This is a genomic window from Sporosarcina psychrophila, assembly GCF_001590685.1.
Lineage (GTDB): Bacteria > Bacillota > Bacilli > Bacillales_A > Planococcaceae > Sporosarcina > Sporosarcina psychrophila.
The window spans coordinates 2,359,905-2,375,849 of record NZ_CP014616.1 but is presented as its reverse complement, the minus strand read 5'-3'; the positions used below and the strand labels follow the sequence as shown (position 1 = coordinate 2,375,849).

The window sequence follows — 15,945 nt, the reverse complement described above, 5'->3', positions numbered from 1 at the left end:
TGGCAATTAACGGACTTCCTAATCATGATATCTAATTACCAAGAATAGTTTTTCATAAATAAATTATTAAAATACCCATAAGATCTCCCCATGCCATCATTAGATAAAGAGAAAGAAGAATTTTCATTCTGGAGGTGGATGGTCATGGCGAAAAGAAACCGAGGAAAAGCAATAAAAAAGCTCCCTTCAAAAGGAAGAGGAGACTGTCCGTTGTGTACTCGAAATAGAATTAAGTTATTATACAATCATAAAACGGAAGCGAAAGAACTCATTAAAGTATGTAAAAACTGCAGGGATAGATAAGCTTACAAGGCTACTTTAAACGACTTTTTCATTTTAAATGTAAGGCATCTTTTTAGATGCCTTTATATTTACATAAAAATGATGATAGAGGTATAAATCTTTCATACAGGAATAGTGGAATTTGGGTTTGGAGGAACGTATGTATGGTATAATAGAAGTGTAATAGAATAGGTGACTCAAGGGTGGTCGGCTCACTTCCGTACGAAAGGGGGTGGTGCCAATGACAGTATTCGAATCGTTAATGTTTGCAATTTCTTTTGCAACATTGATCGTATTGGTACTTGCATTTAACCATAAAAAATAACCCATCCTTGAGTTAAAGGCTCGATGGGTTATCCCTGTCATTTTGCCAATCCCCTTGTAGGGAACCTGCTTATTACATTGACCGTTTGGTGTTAGCGCACCAAGCGGTCTTTTTTATTGTATTCTAATCTTATTCTTATTATACGTTTGAGGGGTTTAACTTTCAAGTGTTTGATTCGAATAAGCTTTTGGATATTTGTATTCTCGAATGAGCTCGGCAAACAATTTAATCATGTTGCAATGAAACCGCATAGTATATTTATGAAAAAGGGGTTGCTGTGTGTGAGGAATGAATTAACGATTAAGGAGCTTCAAACACGTAATGAAATTGTTGAAGCATATTCGATTATGAGGCAGTTGCGAACACATTTGGATGAAGATACCTACTTGGAATTAGTCTGTGAAGCACAGAGAAAGATCGTTACCAACTGTCTGTGTACAAAGTGAAAGGGATATCGTTGCAGTAATCGGTTTCAAGCCAATAATCACACTTTATTATGGTCGATTCTTTTGGATTTGTGATTTGGTGACGGATACCACGAAACGGTCTAGTGGGTATGGGGAGAAGTTACTTACCTATGTCCATAAGTGGGCAAAAGACAACGGCTATGAAAGTGTTGCGCTGTCATCAGGCTTGCAACGAACAGACGCACATAGGTTCTATGAAGAGAAAATGGAGTATGACAAAGTGAGTTATGTATTAAAAAAGTCGTTAGAATAGATATTTAAGATAAACAGGGAAGTTAGGTGGTGTATTACTTGGATGACGAATGGTTAGTCATCTGGTTTAATAACAGCGGGACGGTTATGAAGTATGAAATCTGAAGAGACTATCGTTGGGAAAGTACTGGCAGACAAAAGTGGAAGAGTTATTTCATCATGAACTATTAGTTAATCTAAGAACGTCTGTATGGTATAATTAAGAGGTAATAGAATAGGTGACTCAAGGGTGGTCGGCTCACTCCCCATGAAAGGGGGTGATGTCGATGTCAGTTTTTGAAACGTTAATGTTTGCTGTAGCTTTCGCAACTTTAATTGTGTTGATTCTGTCATTTAACCATAAAAAATAACCCATCCTTGAGTTAACGGCTCATAGGGATGGGTTATTCTCACTCCGTAAGTGCTGATCCCCTTGTAGGGAACCGACTATTGCATTGATTGATCGATGCGACAACATCGATCAATCTTTTTTTATTCTAGTCAAGCTATATCCTCATTATACGTTTGAATTGCGCCCCTGACAACTTATTAGTATATTTGGATTTAAGTAAATAGCTTAAAGGGAATAGTTCCGATCTTTACCACCCTAGAAACTCACTTATTATTTTACATCGCTTACTAGCCGACTTCCAAATTTTTCTATACTCGAATTGGCTTCTTGTTAAAATCTACTTGAGTTTTCAGCTTCACGCAAGTTGACGAGGCAGGCGGTGTTATCACCCATGAATCAATGAAAAAATAAGGAGTGATTTAATTGAAGGTCGCATTTTTTGATAGGGATGGGACTATTATTGAAGACTATCCTGACCACAAGTGGACGGATATAAAGAATCCTGTGTTTTTAGCCGATTCAGTTCAGACTTTAAAGAGCGTTGACCAAAGAGGCTATGAAATAATTATCATCACGAACCAATATCTAATAAACGAAGGATTTATATCATTAGAGCAGTACCATGACATTACAGCAAAGATGCTATATGAATTATCATGTCATAAAATAAAAATCCTGGATGTATTTCACTGTCCTCACAGTAGGGATGAAGGTTGTGATTGTATAAAACCTCAAACCGGGATGATTATGAATGCAATACTGAAATACCCAAATATAAATATTGATCAATCATTTATGATTGGCGACTCAATCGTTGATGTAGAACTAGCTATCAACATGAAGATGAAGGGGTTTGGAATAGGGGTAGGTTCATCTTCCAATATGAAAAACATTTACGTTCTGGACAATCTCAAAGAGGTACTCGCTTATATATAAATTCACTCCTTATAAGATATGTAATCGCCTATCCTCTTTATCAGCCATCATTTCGTATTCTTAACCAGTGATGACTCTAAGAGGCGAGACGAAACTACAACTTCGAGTGAGGAAATTGTATAATTAGACAAAAGCGTAGGAAAGCATTTTAGGAATTGTCTATTGGAATAATAATAATCCTATCTGATCCAACGGGAAAAGGGGTTATAAAATTGAACGCTATGAATAATGAATCAATTCCAATCAACTTAGTAGCTGATTTTGATGAGTTTGTTAGCTATATAAGCGGACATGTAGTTCAGCTGAAAAAGGCAAAAGAGTACATATCAAGAAAGCATCTGCCCGCGATTAATGAACGTATGACCATAAGAACCAAGGATTGTACATCGTATACTGAACAGGCCTATTATTCTTTCATCCATTTCATCTATCACTTGGCTTTAAGCGGACGTTTGCTGGAAAAGGTGTCGGTAAAATCGGGACCGCTCCAACTGAAAGTAACAGAAAGAATGGATTTGTATAAAGAATTAACAGATGTAGAAAAATACTTTTTTTACTCGAAACGTTCTGGGTCGATGTGAATTGGGCGAGACTTCAGGATAAACAACATAATTCAATAGCTTTAACGCTCCCCGAAGTGTTTTCTATATTAAGTCGGGATGAGCCAGGACGAACTTGGGTAGTGAAGAACCCAAAAACCGATGTCGGGCGGATACTAGCAAGTTGTACATATGATTGGTATTACTTCAATCTCTATTTTGAGTGGTTGGGTTTATGGATTTGCGAAGAGGATGTAGAACGTAAAGAACAACGTGATAGCAAAAGTGTATATTACGCCAAAAAGATTGAGGTTACGCAGTTCGGTACTCAAATGATGCCTATTTTAATTATTTCGCGAAACGTATGTGCATGGAATATCGCGTTGCGTCGGGAAGATGGAGAGTTCAATGTTATACCAGGTTCAATATTAGATGGGAGATTCGGTGCGTATTTATCCGATGAAGACCAAAGCGCCCAGCCATTTTTTCAACCGTTTATAAATTTATTTTCAAAAGATGAATTGATGCATACCTTGCCTAGAAACCGAAAGCAATTCATTGATGGTCGTTACACGTTTAAGGTTTCACTAACAAATAAAATATGGAGAAAACTAACTTTTTCAGCTAAGCATACAATGGACGATTTCCATCAAATCATTATCAAAGCATTTGAATTTGACGATGATCATCTGTATTCTTTTTTCATGGATGGTGAAAAATGGTCACATGATTGTATCGCATCTCCTAATGATGACTTTGGTCATGCAGATGCTTCTAAAATACAAATTGGTGCTGTTGGTTTTATCACGAGGCAAAAGTTTCTGTATATTTACGATTATGGTGACGAATGGACATTTTTAATAGAAGTAGATGACATAAACGAGAATGCTGAACAAATACTTAATCCTTATGTGCAAGAGACAAGGGGAGAGGCACCAGAGCAATACAGTGACTTCTACTAATTAAAGTAATTAATGAGTAATCACTAACACCATGGAGAAAGGCGAGTGTTTTCAAATGACTATACCAATTAACCAAAGAAAATCAGAGCATATTCAAATTACGTTGAATGAGCAAGTAACGGGTGACACTATCACAACCGGCTTCGAGAAGGTTAAATTTATCCATAATGCGTTGCCTGAAATCAATTTCAATGATATCGCAATCGATACGACATTTTTAGGTCATGATTGCAAAACACCATTTATTATCAGTTCGATGACGGGCGGGGCTGCATTTGCAGAAACAATTAATCGGAATCTTGCCGAAGCTGCAGAACAAAGAGGCTGGGGATTAGCTTTGGGTTCGACACGAGCGCTGATAGAAAGTGCGGAACATCGAGCTTCTTTTCAAGTAAGGAAATATGCACCGAGCATCCCGATAATCGCTAATTTAGGCGCGGTTCAGCTTAACTATGGCTTTGGCGTAGATGAATGTCGCCGAATCATTGACATAACAGAGGCGAATGCACTTGTCCTCCATTTGAACAGTATTCAGGAAGTGATTCAACCAGAAGGAAATACGGATTTCAAAGATTTATTGGAGAAAATTGAACGACTTTGCAGTGAGTTGGGAGTGCCAGTTGGTGTGAAGGAAGTTGGGTGGGGAATTGACGGGGCCACAGCTAAACGTTTATGCGATGCAGGCATTTCCTTTATCGACGTAGCGGGGGCAGGCGGCACATCATGGAGTCAGGTCGAAAAGTTTCGTTCAACATCTACAGTAAAGAGAAAAGCAGCTGAAGCGTTCAGTGATTGGGGCATCCCAACAGTCGAATGCATTACTTCGGTAAGGGGTAAAATTGTGGAGCAACCAATAATCGCAAGCGGTGGAATGCATACTGGCCTAGATGGAGCCAAAGCCATTGCACTTGGTGCAGACATGGTCGGATTCGGCAGATCGATTCTGAAGGAAGCCACGCAGTCTATGGAGGATGTGTTGGAAGTGATGGAAACGAGGGAATTGGAACTACGGATGGCAATGTTCGGTATAGGGTCGGCTTCGCTGGCTGAGTTGAAAGAGACGGATAGAGTCAGTTACCAGATCCGTTAACATCTAGAATACTATGTGGATATTGAGTTATGGCAGACTTCGATGCGCTGTGGAATTACAATCACCCTGAAGAAACCGAGCGGGAATTTACGAGTTTGCTAAATTTGATTTGCCAAATAATCTACTAAATACATTGCAGGTGATTTTCAAAGAAGAAGACATGGTCAATGAGTGTATATGCAGAAGAGGCACTGTGAGAGAAGATTGAAAGGCAAGAGAAGACAGAATGATAGTTACCCTATAAAGAAAAAGAGCTGAATTTAAGCTCTTTTTTTGCTTTAATGAGATTAAAGCAAAAAAATGTCTCAAAATCCATAGGTATTCCAATTGAATCTAATAATTTATTACTAAAATGTTTAGCTGTGATAGGACTTGGAGTCATTACTTATAGTATATCTGTTTTACGAGATGGGTTACTCGACTAATTATATATGCTATAATTTTCTGAAATGTTAAATGTAGGAATGATTAATTGTCTAAAGAGGATAAATTTATAGCTATTGACGGACAAGCAGCTTACATTAAATAACCAAAAAATCCGAATTATATGCGTTATTTTTTAAGTGGTTGTTGTGCTTTTGTGTTGGAGAATAGTAGTGAATGGGATGAGAATATAAAAAAAGAATTATTTAGTGATTTATTAGACGGAAGGTATAACTAGTAGACTAATAGAGCCCAGTAGTAATCAAATTGAGGAAGGGTGTGTCAGGTGTGAATCTTATATTGACTAAAGGACTAGCTGAAAAAATCCGAAGTTGATGCACTGCTTTCAAGGCTGACTGCTGTACAAGAAATAAAAGGTAACCCTATGGGAGTCGACATACAAAGGTTTGGAAATGCCACAGCATTTTCAGTCAAAAATATTCCAGGGCCATCTTTTAATACGATTAAAGGGTTAAAAGATGGCGATGAGCAGTTTGTAGATCAACTAATCGAATTTTATAATGACAGAGAAATTCCTGTGCGTTTTGAGTTGACTCCTGCACACGTTTCTTCAGATTTCCTTACTTATCTCAATAAGGCAGGATTTTATCAGTCAGACTTTCATACAACTCTATATGCTTCGCTGTCCCAAGACTTAGCGCCAATTAATCCAAAGATTTTAATCCGCAGGTTGGAGAAAAATGAATTTGATACGTTTGCAGAAATTTATGCAAAAGGATTTCAAATGCCTGCATTTTTACAAAGTGGGATTGCTCAAAATAATGAAATCTTATATGACAATGAAGATTGGACTTTTTATCTTGCAATTGTTGAAAATGAACCCGCTGGAATTGGTGTGTTGTTCATTAAAGACGGGATAGCTACTCTTGCGGCGGCAGCTACTGTTCCACACTTAAGATATAAAGGAGTACAAAATGCTTTGATTAGAGAACGTATTCGTCATGCTAATACACTAAACAGCAAGTTAGTTGTAGGGCAAGCCAGATTCGGTTCCATTAGTCAAAACAATATGGAAAGAGTAGGAATGAAAATTGTCTATACAAAGGCAATTTGGGTAAAACAATAGTCTTCTTTCTTGAGTCGACATTCGGTGAATATGCTTGTAAACGATTGTTGGTACACACAGTTAGTGCTAAATAGGGGGGACTTGATAACTTAGACTCTATCTACGGAATGACTCAGCTATTTTGATTAAAGGAGAGGTTTTTATGTTTACTTATAAAATTGATGAAAAAACAAAATTGAAAATGCTAAATCTAAATGACACAGAGCCATTATTTATGTTAACAAATCAATCCAAAGATAGTTTGAGAGAATGGTTACCATTCATTGATAGTACTAAATCCTCGGCAGATACGGAGGCCTTTATCAGGGGAACCATGAAACAATTTAGTGATAATAATGGGTTTCAAGCAGGAATTTGGTTTGAAGAACAAATTGCTGGTGTAATTGGATTTCACAAAATTGATTGGAACAACAAATCGACGAGTTTGGGGTACTGGTTAGGAAAAGGGTATGAAGGCTCAGGATTAATGACTAAATCGGTTAGGGCTTTTGTGAATCATGCGATCGGTGAGTTGGGTTTAAACAGAGTCGAGATCCGGGCGGCTGAAGAAAACACGAAGAGTAGAGCTATTCCAGAGAGATTGAATTTCACAGAGGAAGGCCGTGTTCGAGAAGCCGAATGGCTATGTGACCATTACGTGGACCATATTGTTTATGGAATGCTAGCTAAGGATTGGAACAAGAGTAATAAATAATGAGGTTTTATTTGAACAGTTGAAAATCTTTAAGGGTTCTTATAGTAAAAGAAGCCTTAAAGAATGGATGATAGGTTTCAATGTGATAAAACTTGAGTGGAGGTTAATTTAATGGGAAAAGAATTTCCAATAATTGGAACTAGAAGATTAATCTTAAGAGAAGTAACAGCAGAGGATGCTAATGATGTGTTTAAATATCTATCGGATAAAGAGGTTGTGACACCTATGGGGTTAGCACCTTGCCAAACAGTAGAAGATGCTCAGAATGAAATAAGGTGGTATAAATCGATATACGAAGATGGTACAGGAATTAGATGGGGGATTACGCTAAAAGACTCTGGTGAGGTTATAGGAAGTTGTGGCTTTCTTAATATGCTTACCAAACATCATCGAGCTGAAGTCGGATATGAATTAAGCAAAGATCACTGGGGTACAGGGATTGCTAGTGAAGCATTGGAAGCCGTTGTTAAGTATGGCTATCAACACTATCAGTTAGAAAGAATTGAGGCTTTGATTGAACCGACGAATCTCCCGTCACAAAAGCTAGTAGAAAAGCAAGGATTTAGAAGAGAGGGATTACTGAGACATTATGAATTTACTTGTGGTAAATTCGATGATTTATATATGTACTCAATCATAAAAGCAGATCTCAATATTGACTACATAGATACTAAGTAATAGTGAGGAAATACAAATGGCGGCGGAAGAGAATGCGCTTATTAAGGAATTCCGCTTTATTGTCAATTACTTAGGTCAAATCGGTAAAAGCATTATAAAAGAAAGAAGGTCCATTGCTAATAAAATAGCAATGGACCTTCTTTTCATGGGAAATGTACTCAATAAATTGGAAACCCCATATATAAAATATTGATCAATGAGCTATTGTGAGTTTAAGTAAGTCGATAATAGTTCATACAATCCAACGCCTTAATTGGTAATGGCACGTAAGACAATCGAGAAGTCGCTTTTGGGCAATTAAAATGAATTTTGATAAGGCGGCCTAACAGACTCTTTATGAAGTCTCGAAGTCGATCAATTAAGTGCACCTTAACTCTATTAACATCATCAAAAAAATAAGGCGCTAAGTTCGGTCAACTCAAAATGCGTATTGATATTGTGAACCACGATATAGTGGGGGCGGAAATGAAAATAGTGGAGCATACAGCGTTTATCCAACTAACACCAATCATGTAACATTTCCAATGCAGTAAGCGTTTGTTATATTAGCGAATTAAAAGAACACTAATTAAAAACACAAAGTGACTGAACGGCAGAGGAAAAACAACTATTGTTTAATGAGGTTGAAAGTAAGTTAACTGTTGAGGAAATTTAAGTTTTGAAGGTTTTAACTAACAATGTGTTCAAACGATGTTAAATCTTCATCGCAGACCAGCGTACAAGCTCGTATAAGCAGGCGATCTCAAAAAAGGATATAGTTAGCCTATTACGAAGAATCAGATGCTCTACAGCTCGTAGGAGTACAAATTAATGAGAAGGCGGCGGAAGCGAAAGTCGTCCGTAATAACGAAGCAGAATTGTTAAATAAGGGAATGCTATTTTTTTTAGCAATCCTACTGCAGGCGAAAACATTGGTCTATACGGCTATTCATTGTGGAAAAACCAAGAGCACACGTGGTTTTGGGGTAAATTGGATTATTCTAATTTAAGTGCCGAAATCACGAGGGTTGAACGTATGTTCCTATCGGTAGGAACATAATTGAGAGGTAAGAAACCATGTTCGAAATTTATTGTGGAAACAAAACGATATTTTAAACAAAACCAGTCTATATTATCCAAGTAAAAAAGTTATTTTAGATTCTTTTGTTTAAAAACTCGTAATTTGGGTATATATAGCCCGAATAGAACACTAGTTCTATACCCTGTAAATGAGCATATTTTGTTGAGGGTATTGAATGTAATCAACGAAAAATCGTTCATTTATTAAGAAATGGCTCATCTATCAAGCTAATAGGAGGGAAGTGAAGGCTGTGTCGAGAAATCCAGGTATGACAGACGAAGCCATTATTAAAATGTATAAAAGTGGCATGTCGTTTAAAGAAATGGGTCCAATCGTCGGCCTGTCCGATCGGGCAATTCGGAATGTGATGTATAAGCATGGGATTTCAATGAATCGAGAACAATACTCTGGCCAACCTAGAAAGCATAAAGTGAATGAAGACTATTTTAAAGTATGGACACACGAAATGGCTTGGGTGTTAGGTTTATTCGTGACAGATGGACATGTGAATAAACAACTCCATAGCATATACTTTTCTCAAAAAGATGAACGTATTCTTCAATTGATTGCCAAGTACATGGAGGCAGACTATGTGCTTGCAGCTACAGGGCCAACAAAAACTACACCAACTTTAATCATTAATTCTAAAGAGATTAAAAAGGATCTTAAAATGTTGGGGATAATTTCTAATAAATCATTATCAGTTCCATTTCCCAATGTGCCAGAAGAATATTTAGCGTCGTTTGTAAGAGGCGTTATTGATGGGGATGGCTGGGTACAAAAATCAGGTTACGTTATGAATGTTACGTCAGGCAGTCAGGATATTGCAGCTAGGCTCTTGTTCGTATTTCAATCATGGCAATTACGTTCAGAAATTACGATAACAGTAAGTCCGGCTGGAAATTATATTTATCGTATTTGGGTAAAAGGCAAATACGAGCTTCCAAAACTTGCGGAAATTATATATAATAATGCAGCATCTGATAATTTTATCTTACACAAAAGACAACGAATGTCACAACGTTATTTCATATAGTAAGTAAAGAGTCCAGAATTAAATTTGAAATTTGATAAGGAGTGAATTAATTATGTGGAAGCTTGTAGATGGCAGATTGATTCAAACGACGGATACAGCAAGGACCAATTTTGTCACTAATATTAGTCAATCAATATTGGAAGATCTTAGATCCGTTGCAAAAGAAAATAACACGCATGTTAACTATTTAATTGAAAGTGGATTACAGTCATTATTGTCTGAAAATCAAATCTCATATAATAAAGATACTCGGCCAAAAGATCGAATAGCATTCAATAACAGCTGTGATAAAGAATTGCTTAATGAGGTTAAGCAGTTTGCCAAAGCGCATAAGTTATTCCTAAATGATGTGATAGAATATAGCGTTCAGTTCATAGATGTTGAAGATGCAAAGAAATCTAGTCATAGATACAGGATAGAGCTATGAATTTACGAGTTCATAGAACTACATGGTCATAATATATATTATCGGTAGTTGCGTTTCATTAGATAAGTATACTTGAAACAGTGAGATAAAACGGAAATTGTACAATGACAAGAATGTTTAAACTAACTAAACAAGAAAACCTATACTAATTAGACTTTCTTGTTTAGTTTATTTGTACAAAACCCTATGGATTCATTGGTTAACACTTATTTATTCAGGCATCTAATAAATATTAGCTAATCCATTTAATTTTCAATCGTCTTTCGTCATCTTAATAACAAGACCCTGATAATTACTAACGCTACCCATTTGTCATCCATACAGCAAAAACACTGTACCACAGACTGTTACGAGAGTTTTCATGAAAGTTGAAAATGTTAAAGTATTACGCCTGAAAAGTCCCCTTTTAATACTTCTTTTTCATCCTGATTTTCACATACAAAAGATGCAGTAATAGCTGTTCTATTGTTTTTATTTTCTTGCCTTTCGTATTTTTCGATTTTAACTTCACAAATTATTGTATCACCAGTAAAAACAGGCCTTAAAAACTCAAAATTCATCGTACGAGCTAGCACATTATTGTCTCCACCCACTTTTGTTGGCAAAGTTGCCGTTAGTAACCCTTGAACTACAAGTCTTCCTTGTTCATCTGGGGTCAAGTGATGAATCCCTTCATCACCTGAAATCTCTATAAATAATTCAACATCCCTTACTGTAAATGTCCGTTCAAACGTAATTATATCTCCTACTTTTAATGGCATATAAATTCCCCCCCTGAAGGTTTTATACTGTGTCGTTTATTAGGTGTGAATATTATGACTATTAAGAGCGGTATTCAACTATCCTTCTTCGATATAAAAAGAGACTATTACTATCAGATAAGATTCAACAGTTATCCATCCACTTCCCACCTATTTTATTTATGTGAGAAAGTAATGGGGTTCCAATCTTTAGGTTTTATGTTCTTATTCATCCATTTCTCTTGTGGCGCTTGGTATGGCGCGTTAGCGATTAAATAATTGTTATGCCAGCTAGCTGCACCGGAACGAATCATTTCATCGAGCAGGATTTGAATAAATTCTTCTGGCTGAAGCTGGAAAGAGTAGCGTGCAAAATCTTGGAACCAGCCACATTTTAGTAGATAGTTACCGATATCTTCTTTTGCCAATCCGTTTTTAATGATTAGTGTGAATGAAAAAATCCTCTTGCAGGCATGCCATGAAACTTTGTCTGGCATACTAAGCCACTTTTCAAACCGTTTCCTCGCTGCATCAATGGCGGCCAGGGGATTCTCCATTTGAGGTCCATGCCCTGAATATGCCTGCTGAATTCGGAGCATAGACAACCGATCCAAACTTTCTAGTGATCGTTGGATAGATGAAACACCTTCGCGAAAGATATTCAACCATCCGATATCATTTTTGTGAAAGAGATCCCCGCAAATTAATATCTCTTCTTCAGGTTCATATAAAGAAATATGCCCTAACGTATGTCCAGGTGTATGCAGGACATTGAAGGTTCTCCTTCCCGTATTAATCTCATCGTTATCCAAGAGCCTTAGATCGACCCGATAAGGTTCCACAGGCTGATCTAACCATTCTGAACCGCATGCTTCAGTATCACAAGAATTAATTAAATCGGCTTCCCATTTATGAGCAGCAATCTTAACGCCATAATTTTTTTGAAGTTGATAATTGCCGCCTACATGGTCACTATGATAGTGCGTGTTAACGATGAGATGTAATTCTTCTGGTGAAACACCTTTTTCTTTAATTAATAGCTCAGTATCTTTCACATCACTTCCAAAACCAGTATCAATAAGAATCGGGAGCTGATCCTTAATAAGAATCATATTTGCACTTGGAAATTTTCTTTCAAAGAAAATAATATTGGATTTTTTCAGAAGCCATTCCTCCTTAAATTCAATGACTAAACAATTCTTTCTGCCACATCTGTCTAGTAGTATTTCAACATGCCCTTCCATTAACGTTGGTGTTGGTGATGCAATAATAATTAATGCGAAAATCTTTTCTTTAATTTAAATGAGACATATATTCAAATGCCGTTATTCCATAGACGCTTTTAAAGTGTCTATTAAAATGGGTTAAATCAACAAAACCACATTCAGCTACTGCTGAATAAATATCTCCATTTTTACCTAATAACTGCTTTGCATGTTCTATCTTGCAGTTAAGAAAGTATTGGTATGGTGTGATACCAGTATGAGCCTTGAATAACCTGATAAACTGGAACTTCGATATATTAAGCTCTGCACAGATCTCGTCAAGTTTAATGACAGTTTCCAAGTTGGTATGCAGCATATCCTTTGCTATTCTAATTAGAGAGTCGTCTTTTTTAGTGTCCGTGGAAAGATTAGTTTGAATTAGGCTATCTGTGAGGGATATTAGTAATTCACTGCACAAAGTCTCGTCTTTTTCATTTAATATCGCATGGGATAGACGTAATACTCTTTGTTCAAGTCCATGATCATACACAATGGGGGTTGAAAAACACACCAAATCCTTTTTCTCAATGACCTCCAACAGCAGTTGTTGATCAATATAGAGCATGACATAATCAAGGCCTGTCTCATCATGTGCCATTCCGTCATGTGCCTGTTCTGGATTAAAAAGCATCACACCATTTTGATAGGATAATTGTAAACTGCCATCTAAATTGTACTCTTGAATACCACGCAATGTTACCCCTATTGCATACTCCTGGTGAGAGTGCTTTTTATATGTAAAGTCAGTGATACTTGCAGCCAACGCAGTAATACCCGCCGATTTTTTATAGACAAATTTGTCCATTTAATTCACCTCAACATTAGCATTCCTACAACCATATCATGATTGCAGCATAAACTAAAAATAATGCCATAATTATATTAACAACTTTTTCATGCTTCTGTAAAAACTTCTTGAAGATTGTACCGAAAAGAACCCATGTCATAAATGCTAAAAACCCAATAACTGTTATAACTATAACACTTATTGTTACCGCAGGAATTGCGGTATAATAGGGCAAAATAAAGCTAGGAAATACAGTCATTGTAAATGTTACTACTTTTGGATTTAAAAACTGCATGAGAAATCCTGACATAAAGGTCCCAGTCTGGTTTACGGTTTGTTTTGATTTATCCGTTTTACAGATTTGATAAGCAAGAAAGAGCATATAAATGCTTCCGATTATCTGCATAACAATCAAAATTTTTGGAATTACCGTTATAAGCATTGTATTCAACATAGCAGATAGGGCAAGCAATAAACCAAAAGCAATCGTTGCTCCATATGTATACTGCATTGCCCTTTTTGTCCCATGCTTATTCACTGTGGATAGTATGTCGATATTAGTCGGTCCTGGTGTGAAAGTAATAATAAAACAGTATATTAAAAAAGATGTAATATTCATGAGTAAACTCCTTTTCACGTTTTCTCATGTAACTATACATCTTTATATTTAGTGGCTATAGTATGTTATTGCAGGATTAAAGCTTCTGTAATGTTAACTCTACAAATTCAGGTTGCCTATATGTTGTATTTCATTCTGTAGCACAGATTAAAAGACGGGTTTTACTAGTCATTGGGGAATATATGTGGTGAACTCGGACCTCGTGTCCAAGTGTTTAGAGGTTCCTGTCCTTGTATAAAAAACTTAAAAAACGTTCATCAAGCATTTACCGATGCTTGATGAACGTTTTTTAAGTCACTCTATGCTGATTTAAAAAAGTAAATCAGCTGAACTTCATTACAAATCCTGTACTTTTAGCAGTAAAACCATTATTCAAATAAAATGAGTGAGCAGATTGCTATTTAACTTCGATAATCTTTTAGTTACTTCCCTTTCGGTTGTTTCATACCCTAATTCAGACATAAGAGAAATTATATCAGCTAAATCTGTTCCATGTGCATATCGTATTAATACCATGTAATCACCCCTTTCAAAGTAAAGTAACCTGCACCTATTACATCGATAAATACCAACATAAATCTCTTCTTCCCTATTGATTAAGTTACATTACTCAGTTCCCTCAATCTGCTTCTTCATAATAATGTTTATGCCGCTGACTAAAGACTTGAATACAAAGCAACAGCGTCATGACTACTGCGATACTAGCGAATCCAATAGCTGCCGTTTGTAGTGAGAACCACTCAGACATCAGTCCTAGGGTAAAGGTAAATACAATTTGCATAAAGCTTTGGAGCATCGACGCCAAACTACCAAAACGTCCCATGATCGCTGTCGGTACGTTTTTCTGGTAAAAAGTATCATAGCCTGCATTGCAAAATGCCATAAAGAATCCTAAAAAGATAAAAGCCACTGTTGCCGTCAAAAAATCAACTGTACTGTAGAACAACAAATAGCCAACTGCTGTTAAGACCATTCCAATACCTAAATACAATTGCAATGAGAAGCGCTTTGCAAAGGCGGCTGAAGCCGCTGCGCCTATTAATGCACCTACACCTGCAATACTGACGATGAGGCCATATAGTTGGTCAGACTGTGCTAGATCCTGCTTGATAAATGTGACCTCTTGGGAATCTAAAGCAAAAGCAATCATAAGCGAGGTCTGGAACAGCAAATAAACCTTCATAAAATAAGGATCCTGCTTAATGAACCCTTTTACAACTTGCCAATCAGAAGCCAGTATCTTCAAAGTAATTGGCTCACGTTGATTTAAGTTTTCATTTTCTACGTCAGGCAACCTTGCAATACAAAATGCACAGAAAAAGAACGTAACCGCGTTTAAAATCACACACCAAGTTGTACCAAATAAGGCGATGAGTACACCGGCTAGTGCTGGTCCGATTAAAAATGAACCTGAATTCATCATACTCATGATCGAGTTAAAACTTCTTCGATCGGTTTCAACCACAAATTTTGTGATATAAAAGGTCGAACTTGGACCAAAAAATGCTCCAGCGATATTTGTCGCAAATAGAATGGAGTAGACAATCCACAGCGAATCAAGAAATGGAACAAGTAAAATAAGCGAACCCCTTAGGACATCTGCTAAGACCATCAATTTTCGTTTATTAACACGATCAATGATGGAACCTGCCCAGAAATTTGTCAGCATTCGTGCAATTGGTCCGACAATGTAAATCCCTGCGACCGCAGCCGCTGAACCAGTCATATCAAGTACTAAAATATTTAACGCAATTAAATAAACCCAGTTTCCAAAAAATGAAACGCCTATACCACTTAACAGAAGTGAGTACTTCTTCCAAATTTTCATTGAAATCTCCCTGTATTCTTCGATGCCCTAAACTTCTAATTTAAGCTTACCAAATTTGGGTGGTTAGAAATAGTTAGTTTTGGGGCAATAATGTGGATATTATGGGGTGAAAAGTTG

Annotated in this window: 17 protein-coding genes; 11 read left to right on the top strand and 6 right to left on the bottom strand. The window is 36.7% G+C overall.

Annotated elements, in window-relative coordinates:
• The first annotated feature begins 1,006 nt into the window (after positions 1 to 1,006).
• The 11 genes from AZE41_RS11265 (at position 1,007) to AZE41_RS11220 (ending at position 10,589) form a co-directional block, all read left to right on the top strand.
• Positions 1,007 to 1,327 (top strand): GNAT family N-acetyltransferase, encoded by a 321-nt coding sequence (locus tag AZE41_RS11265; RefSeq protein WP_418064622.1) that lies wholly within the window; start codon positions 1,007 to 1,009, stop codon positions 1,325 to 1,327.
• Positions 1,328 to 2,080: 753 nt separating this feature from the next.
• Entirely contained in the window at positions 2,081 to 2,593 is a 513-nt protein-coding gene (locus AZE41_RS11260; RefSeq protein WP_067209342.1) for a D-glycero-alpha-D-manno-heptose-1,7-bisphosphate 7-phosphatase, read from the top strand.
• A 212-nt stretch (positions 2,594 to 2,805) separates the two neighbouring features.
• The gene (locus tag AZE41_RS11255) at positions 2,806 to 3,174 is read left to right on the top strand and encodes a hypothetical protein (protein WP_067209339.1); all 369 of its coding nucleotides are present in this window, start codon (positions 2,806 to 2,808) and stop codon (positions 3,172 to 3,174) included.
• Positions 3,175 to 3,275: 101 nt separating this feature from the next.
• Positions 3,276 to 4,094 carry a plasmid pRiA4b ORF-3 family protein gene (locus AZE41_RS11250; protein WP_067209337.1) on the top strand — a complete coding sequence of 273 codons (819 nt, stop codon included), beginning with the start codon at positions 3,276 to 3,278 and terminating at the stop codon, positions 4,092 to 4,094.
• A gap of 55 nt (positions 4,095 to 4,149) precedes the next feature.
• Positions 4,150 to 5,184 (top strand): type 2 isopentenyl-diphosphate Delta-isomerase, encoded by a 1,035-nt coding sequence (gene fni, locus AZE41_RS11245; protein WP_156476023.1) that lies wholly within the window; start codon positions 4,150 to 4,152, stop codon positions 5,182 to 5,184.
• Positions 5,185 to 5,992: 808 nt separating this feature from the next.
• The gene (locus AZE41_RS11240; RefSeq protein ID WP_067209332.1) at positions 5,993 to 6,694 is read left to right on the top strand and encodes an acetyltransferase; all 702 of its coding nucleotides are present in this window, start codon (positions 5,993 to 5,995) and stop codon (positions 6,692 to 6,694) included.
• 142 nt (positions 6,695 to 6,836) lie between these two features.
• Positions 6,837 to 7,388 carry a GNAT family N-acetyltransferase gene (locus tag AZE41_RS11235; RefSeq protein WP_067209329.1) on the top strand — a complete coding sequence of 184 codons (552 nt, stop codon included), beginning with the start codon at positions 6,837 to 6,839 and terminating at the stop codon, positions 7,386 to 7,388.
• A gap of 111 nt (positions 7,389 to 7,499) precedes the next feature.
• Positions 7,500 to 8,066 carry a GNAT family N-acetyltransferase gene (locus AZE41_RS11230; RefSeq protein WP_067209327.1) on the top strand — a complete coding sequence of 189 codons (567 nt, stop codon included), beginning with the start codon at positions 7,500 to 7,502 and terminating at the stop codon, positions 8,064 to 8,066.
• Positions 8,067 to 8,082: 16 nt separating this feature from the next.
• The gene (locus AZE41_RS22710; protein ID WP_156476021.1) at positions 8,083 to 8,259 is read left to right on the top strand and encodes a hypothetical protein; all 177 of its coding nucleotides are present in this window, start codon (positions 8,083 to 8,085) and stop codon (positions 8,257 to 8,259) included.
• Positions 8,260 to 9,376: 1,117 nt separating this feature from the next.
• The gene (locus AZE41_RS11225) at positions 9,377 to 10,162 is read left to right on the top strand and encodes an LAGLIDADG family homing endonuclease (RefSeq protein WP_067209324.1); all 786 of its coding nucleotides are present in this window, start codon (positions 9,377 to 9,379) and stop codon (positions 10,160 to 10,162) included.
• A 52-nt stretch (positions 10,163 to 10,214) separates the two neighbouring features.
• The gene (locus AZE41_RS11220; protein WP_067209323.1) at positions 10,215 to 10,589 is read left to right on the top strand and encodes an rRNA methyltransferase; all 375 of its coding nucleotides are present in this window, start codon (positions 10,215 to 10,217) and stop codon (positions 10,587 to 10,589) included.
• 377 nt (positions 10,590 to 10,966) lie between these two features.
• Here AZE41_RS11220 and AZE41_RS11215 read toward each other — a convergent pair whose 3' ends face one another.
• From AZE41_RS11215 to AZE41_RS11195, 6 genes are all read right to left on the bottom strand, one after another.
• Entirely contained in the window at positions 10,967 to 11,350 is a 384-nt protein-coding gene (locus AZE41_RS11215; protein WP_067209320.1) for an FAS1-like dehydratase domain-containing protein, read from the bottom strand.
• A gap of 155 nt (positions 11,351 to 11,505) precedes the next feature.
• Complete coding sequence (locus AZE41_RS22190; RefSeq protein ID WP_231885664.1) at positions 11,506 to 12,573, bottom strand: MBL fold metallo-hydrolase; 1,068 nt, start codon at positions 12,571 to 12,573, stop codon at positions 11,506 to 11,508.
• A gap of 49 nt (positions 12,574 to 12,622) precedes the next feature.
• The gene (locus tag AZE41_RS11205; protein ID WP_067209318.1) at positions 12,623 to 13,399 is read right to left on the bottom strand and encodes an AraC family transcriptional regulator; all 777 of its coding nucleotides are present in this window, start codon (positions 13,397 to 13,399) and stop codon (positions 12,623 to 12,625) included.
• A 25-nt stretch (positions 13,400 to 13,424) separates the two neighbouring features.
• The gene (locus AZE41_RS11200; RefSeq protein ID WP_067209315.1) at positions 13,425 to 14,000 is read right to left on the bottom strand and encodes a LysE family translocator; all 576 of its coding nucleotides are present in this window, start codon (positions 13,998 to 14,000) and stop codon (positions 13,425 to 13,427) included.
• A gap of 372 nt (positions 14,001 to 14,372) precedes the next feature.
• On the bottom strand, positions 14,373 to 14,516 hold the full coding sequence (locus AZE41_RS22705; protein WP_156476020.1) for a hypothetical protein: 144 nt from the start codon (positions 14,514 to 14,516) through the stop codon (positions 14,373 to 14,375).
• 103 nt (positions 14,517 to 14,619) lie between these two features.
• Positions 14,620 to 15,828, bottom strand: coding sequence for an MFS transporter (locus AZE41_RS11195; RefSeq protein ID WP_067209313.1), 1,209 nt, complete (start codon positions 15,826 to 15,828; stop codon positions 14,620 to 14,622).
• Positions 15,829 to 15,945: the final 117 nt, after the last annotated feature.

Coding starts and splice junctions, on each gene's coding strand:
- fni (WP_156476023.1), top strand. CDS start 4,150: ATGACTATACCAATTAACCAAAGAAAATCAGAGCATATTCAAATTACG.
- AZE41_RS11240 (WP_067209332.1), top strand. CDS start 5,993: ATGGGAGTCGACATACAAAGGTTTGGAAATGCCACAGCATTTTCAGTC.
- AZE41_RS11235 (WP_067209329.1), top strand. CDS start 6,837: ATGTTTACTTATAAAATTGATGAAAAAACAAAATTGAAAATGCTAAAT.
- AZE41_RS11230 (WP_067209327.1), top strand. CDS start 7,500: ATGGGAAAAGAATTTCCAATAATTGGAACTAGAAGATTAATCTTAAGA.
- AZE41_RS22710 (WP_156476021.1), top strand. CDS start 8,083: ATGGCGGCGGAAGAGAATGCGCTTATTAAGGAATTCCGCTTTATTGTC.
- AZE41_RS11220 (WP_067209323.1), top strand. CDS start 10,215: ATGTGGAAGCTTGTAGATGGCAGATTGATTCAAACGACGGATACAGCA.
- AZE41_RS11215 (WP_067209320.1), bottom strand. CDS start 11,350: ATGCCATTAAAAGTAGGAGATATAATTACGTTTGAACGGACATTTACA.
- AZE41_RS22190 (WP_231885664.1), bottom strand. CDS start 12,573: ATGGAAGGGCATGTTGAAATACTACTAGACAGATGTGGCAGAAAGAAT.
- AZE41_RS11205 (WP_067209318.1), bottom strand. CDS start 13,399: ATGGACAAATTTGTCTATAAAAAATCGGCGGGTATTACTGCGTTGGCT.
- AZE41_RS11200 (WP_067209315.1), bottom strand. CDS start 14,000: ATGAATATTACATCTTTTTTAATATACTGTTTTATTATTACTTTCACA.
- AZE41_RS22705 (WP_156476020.1), bottom strand. CDS start 14,516: ATGGTATTAATACGATATGCACATGGAACAGATTTAGCTGATATAATT.
- AZE41_RS11195 (WP_067209313.1), bottom strand. CDS start 15,828: ATGAAAATTTGGAAGAAGTACTCACTTCTGTTAAGTGGTATAGGCGTT.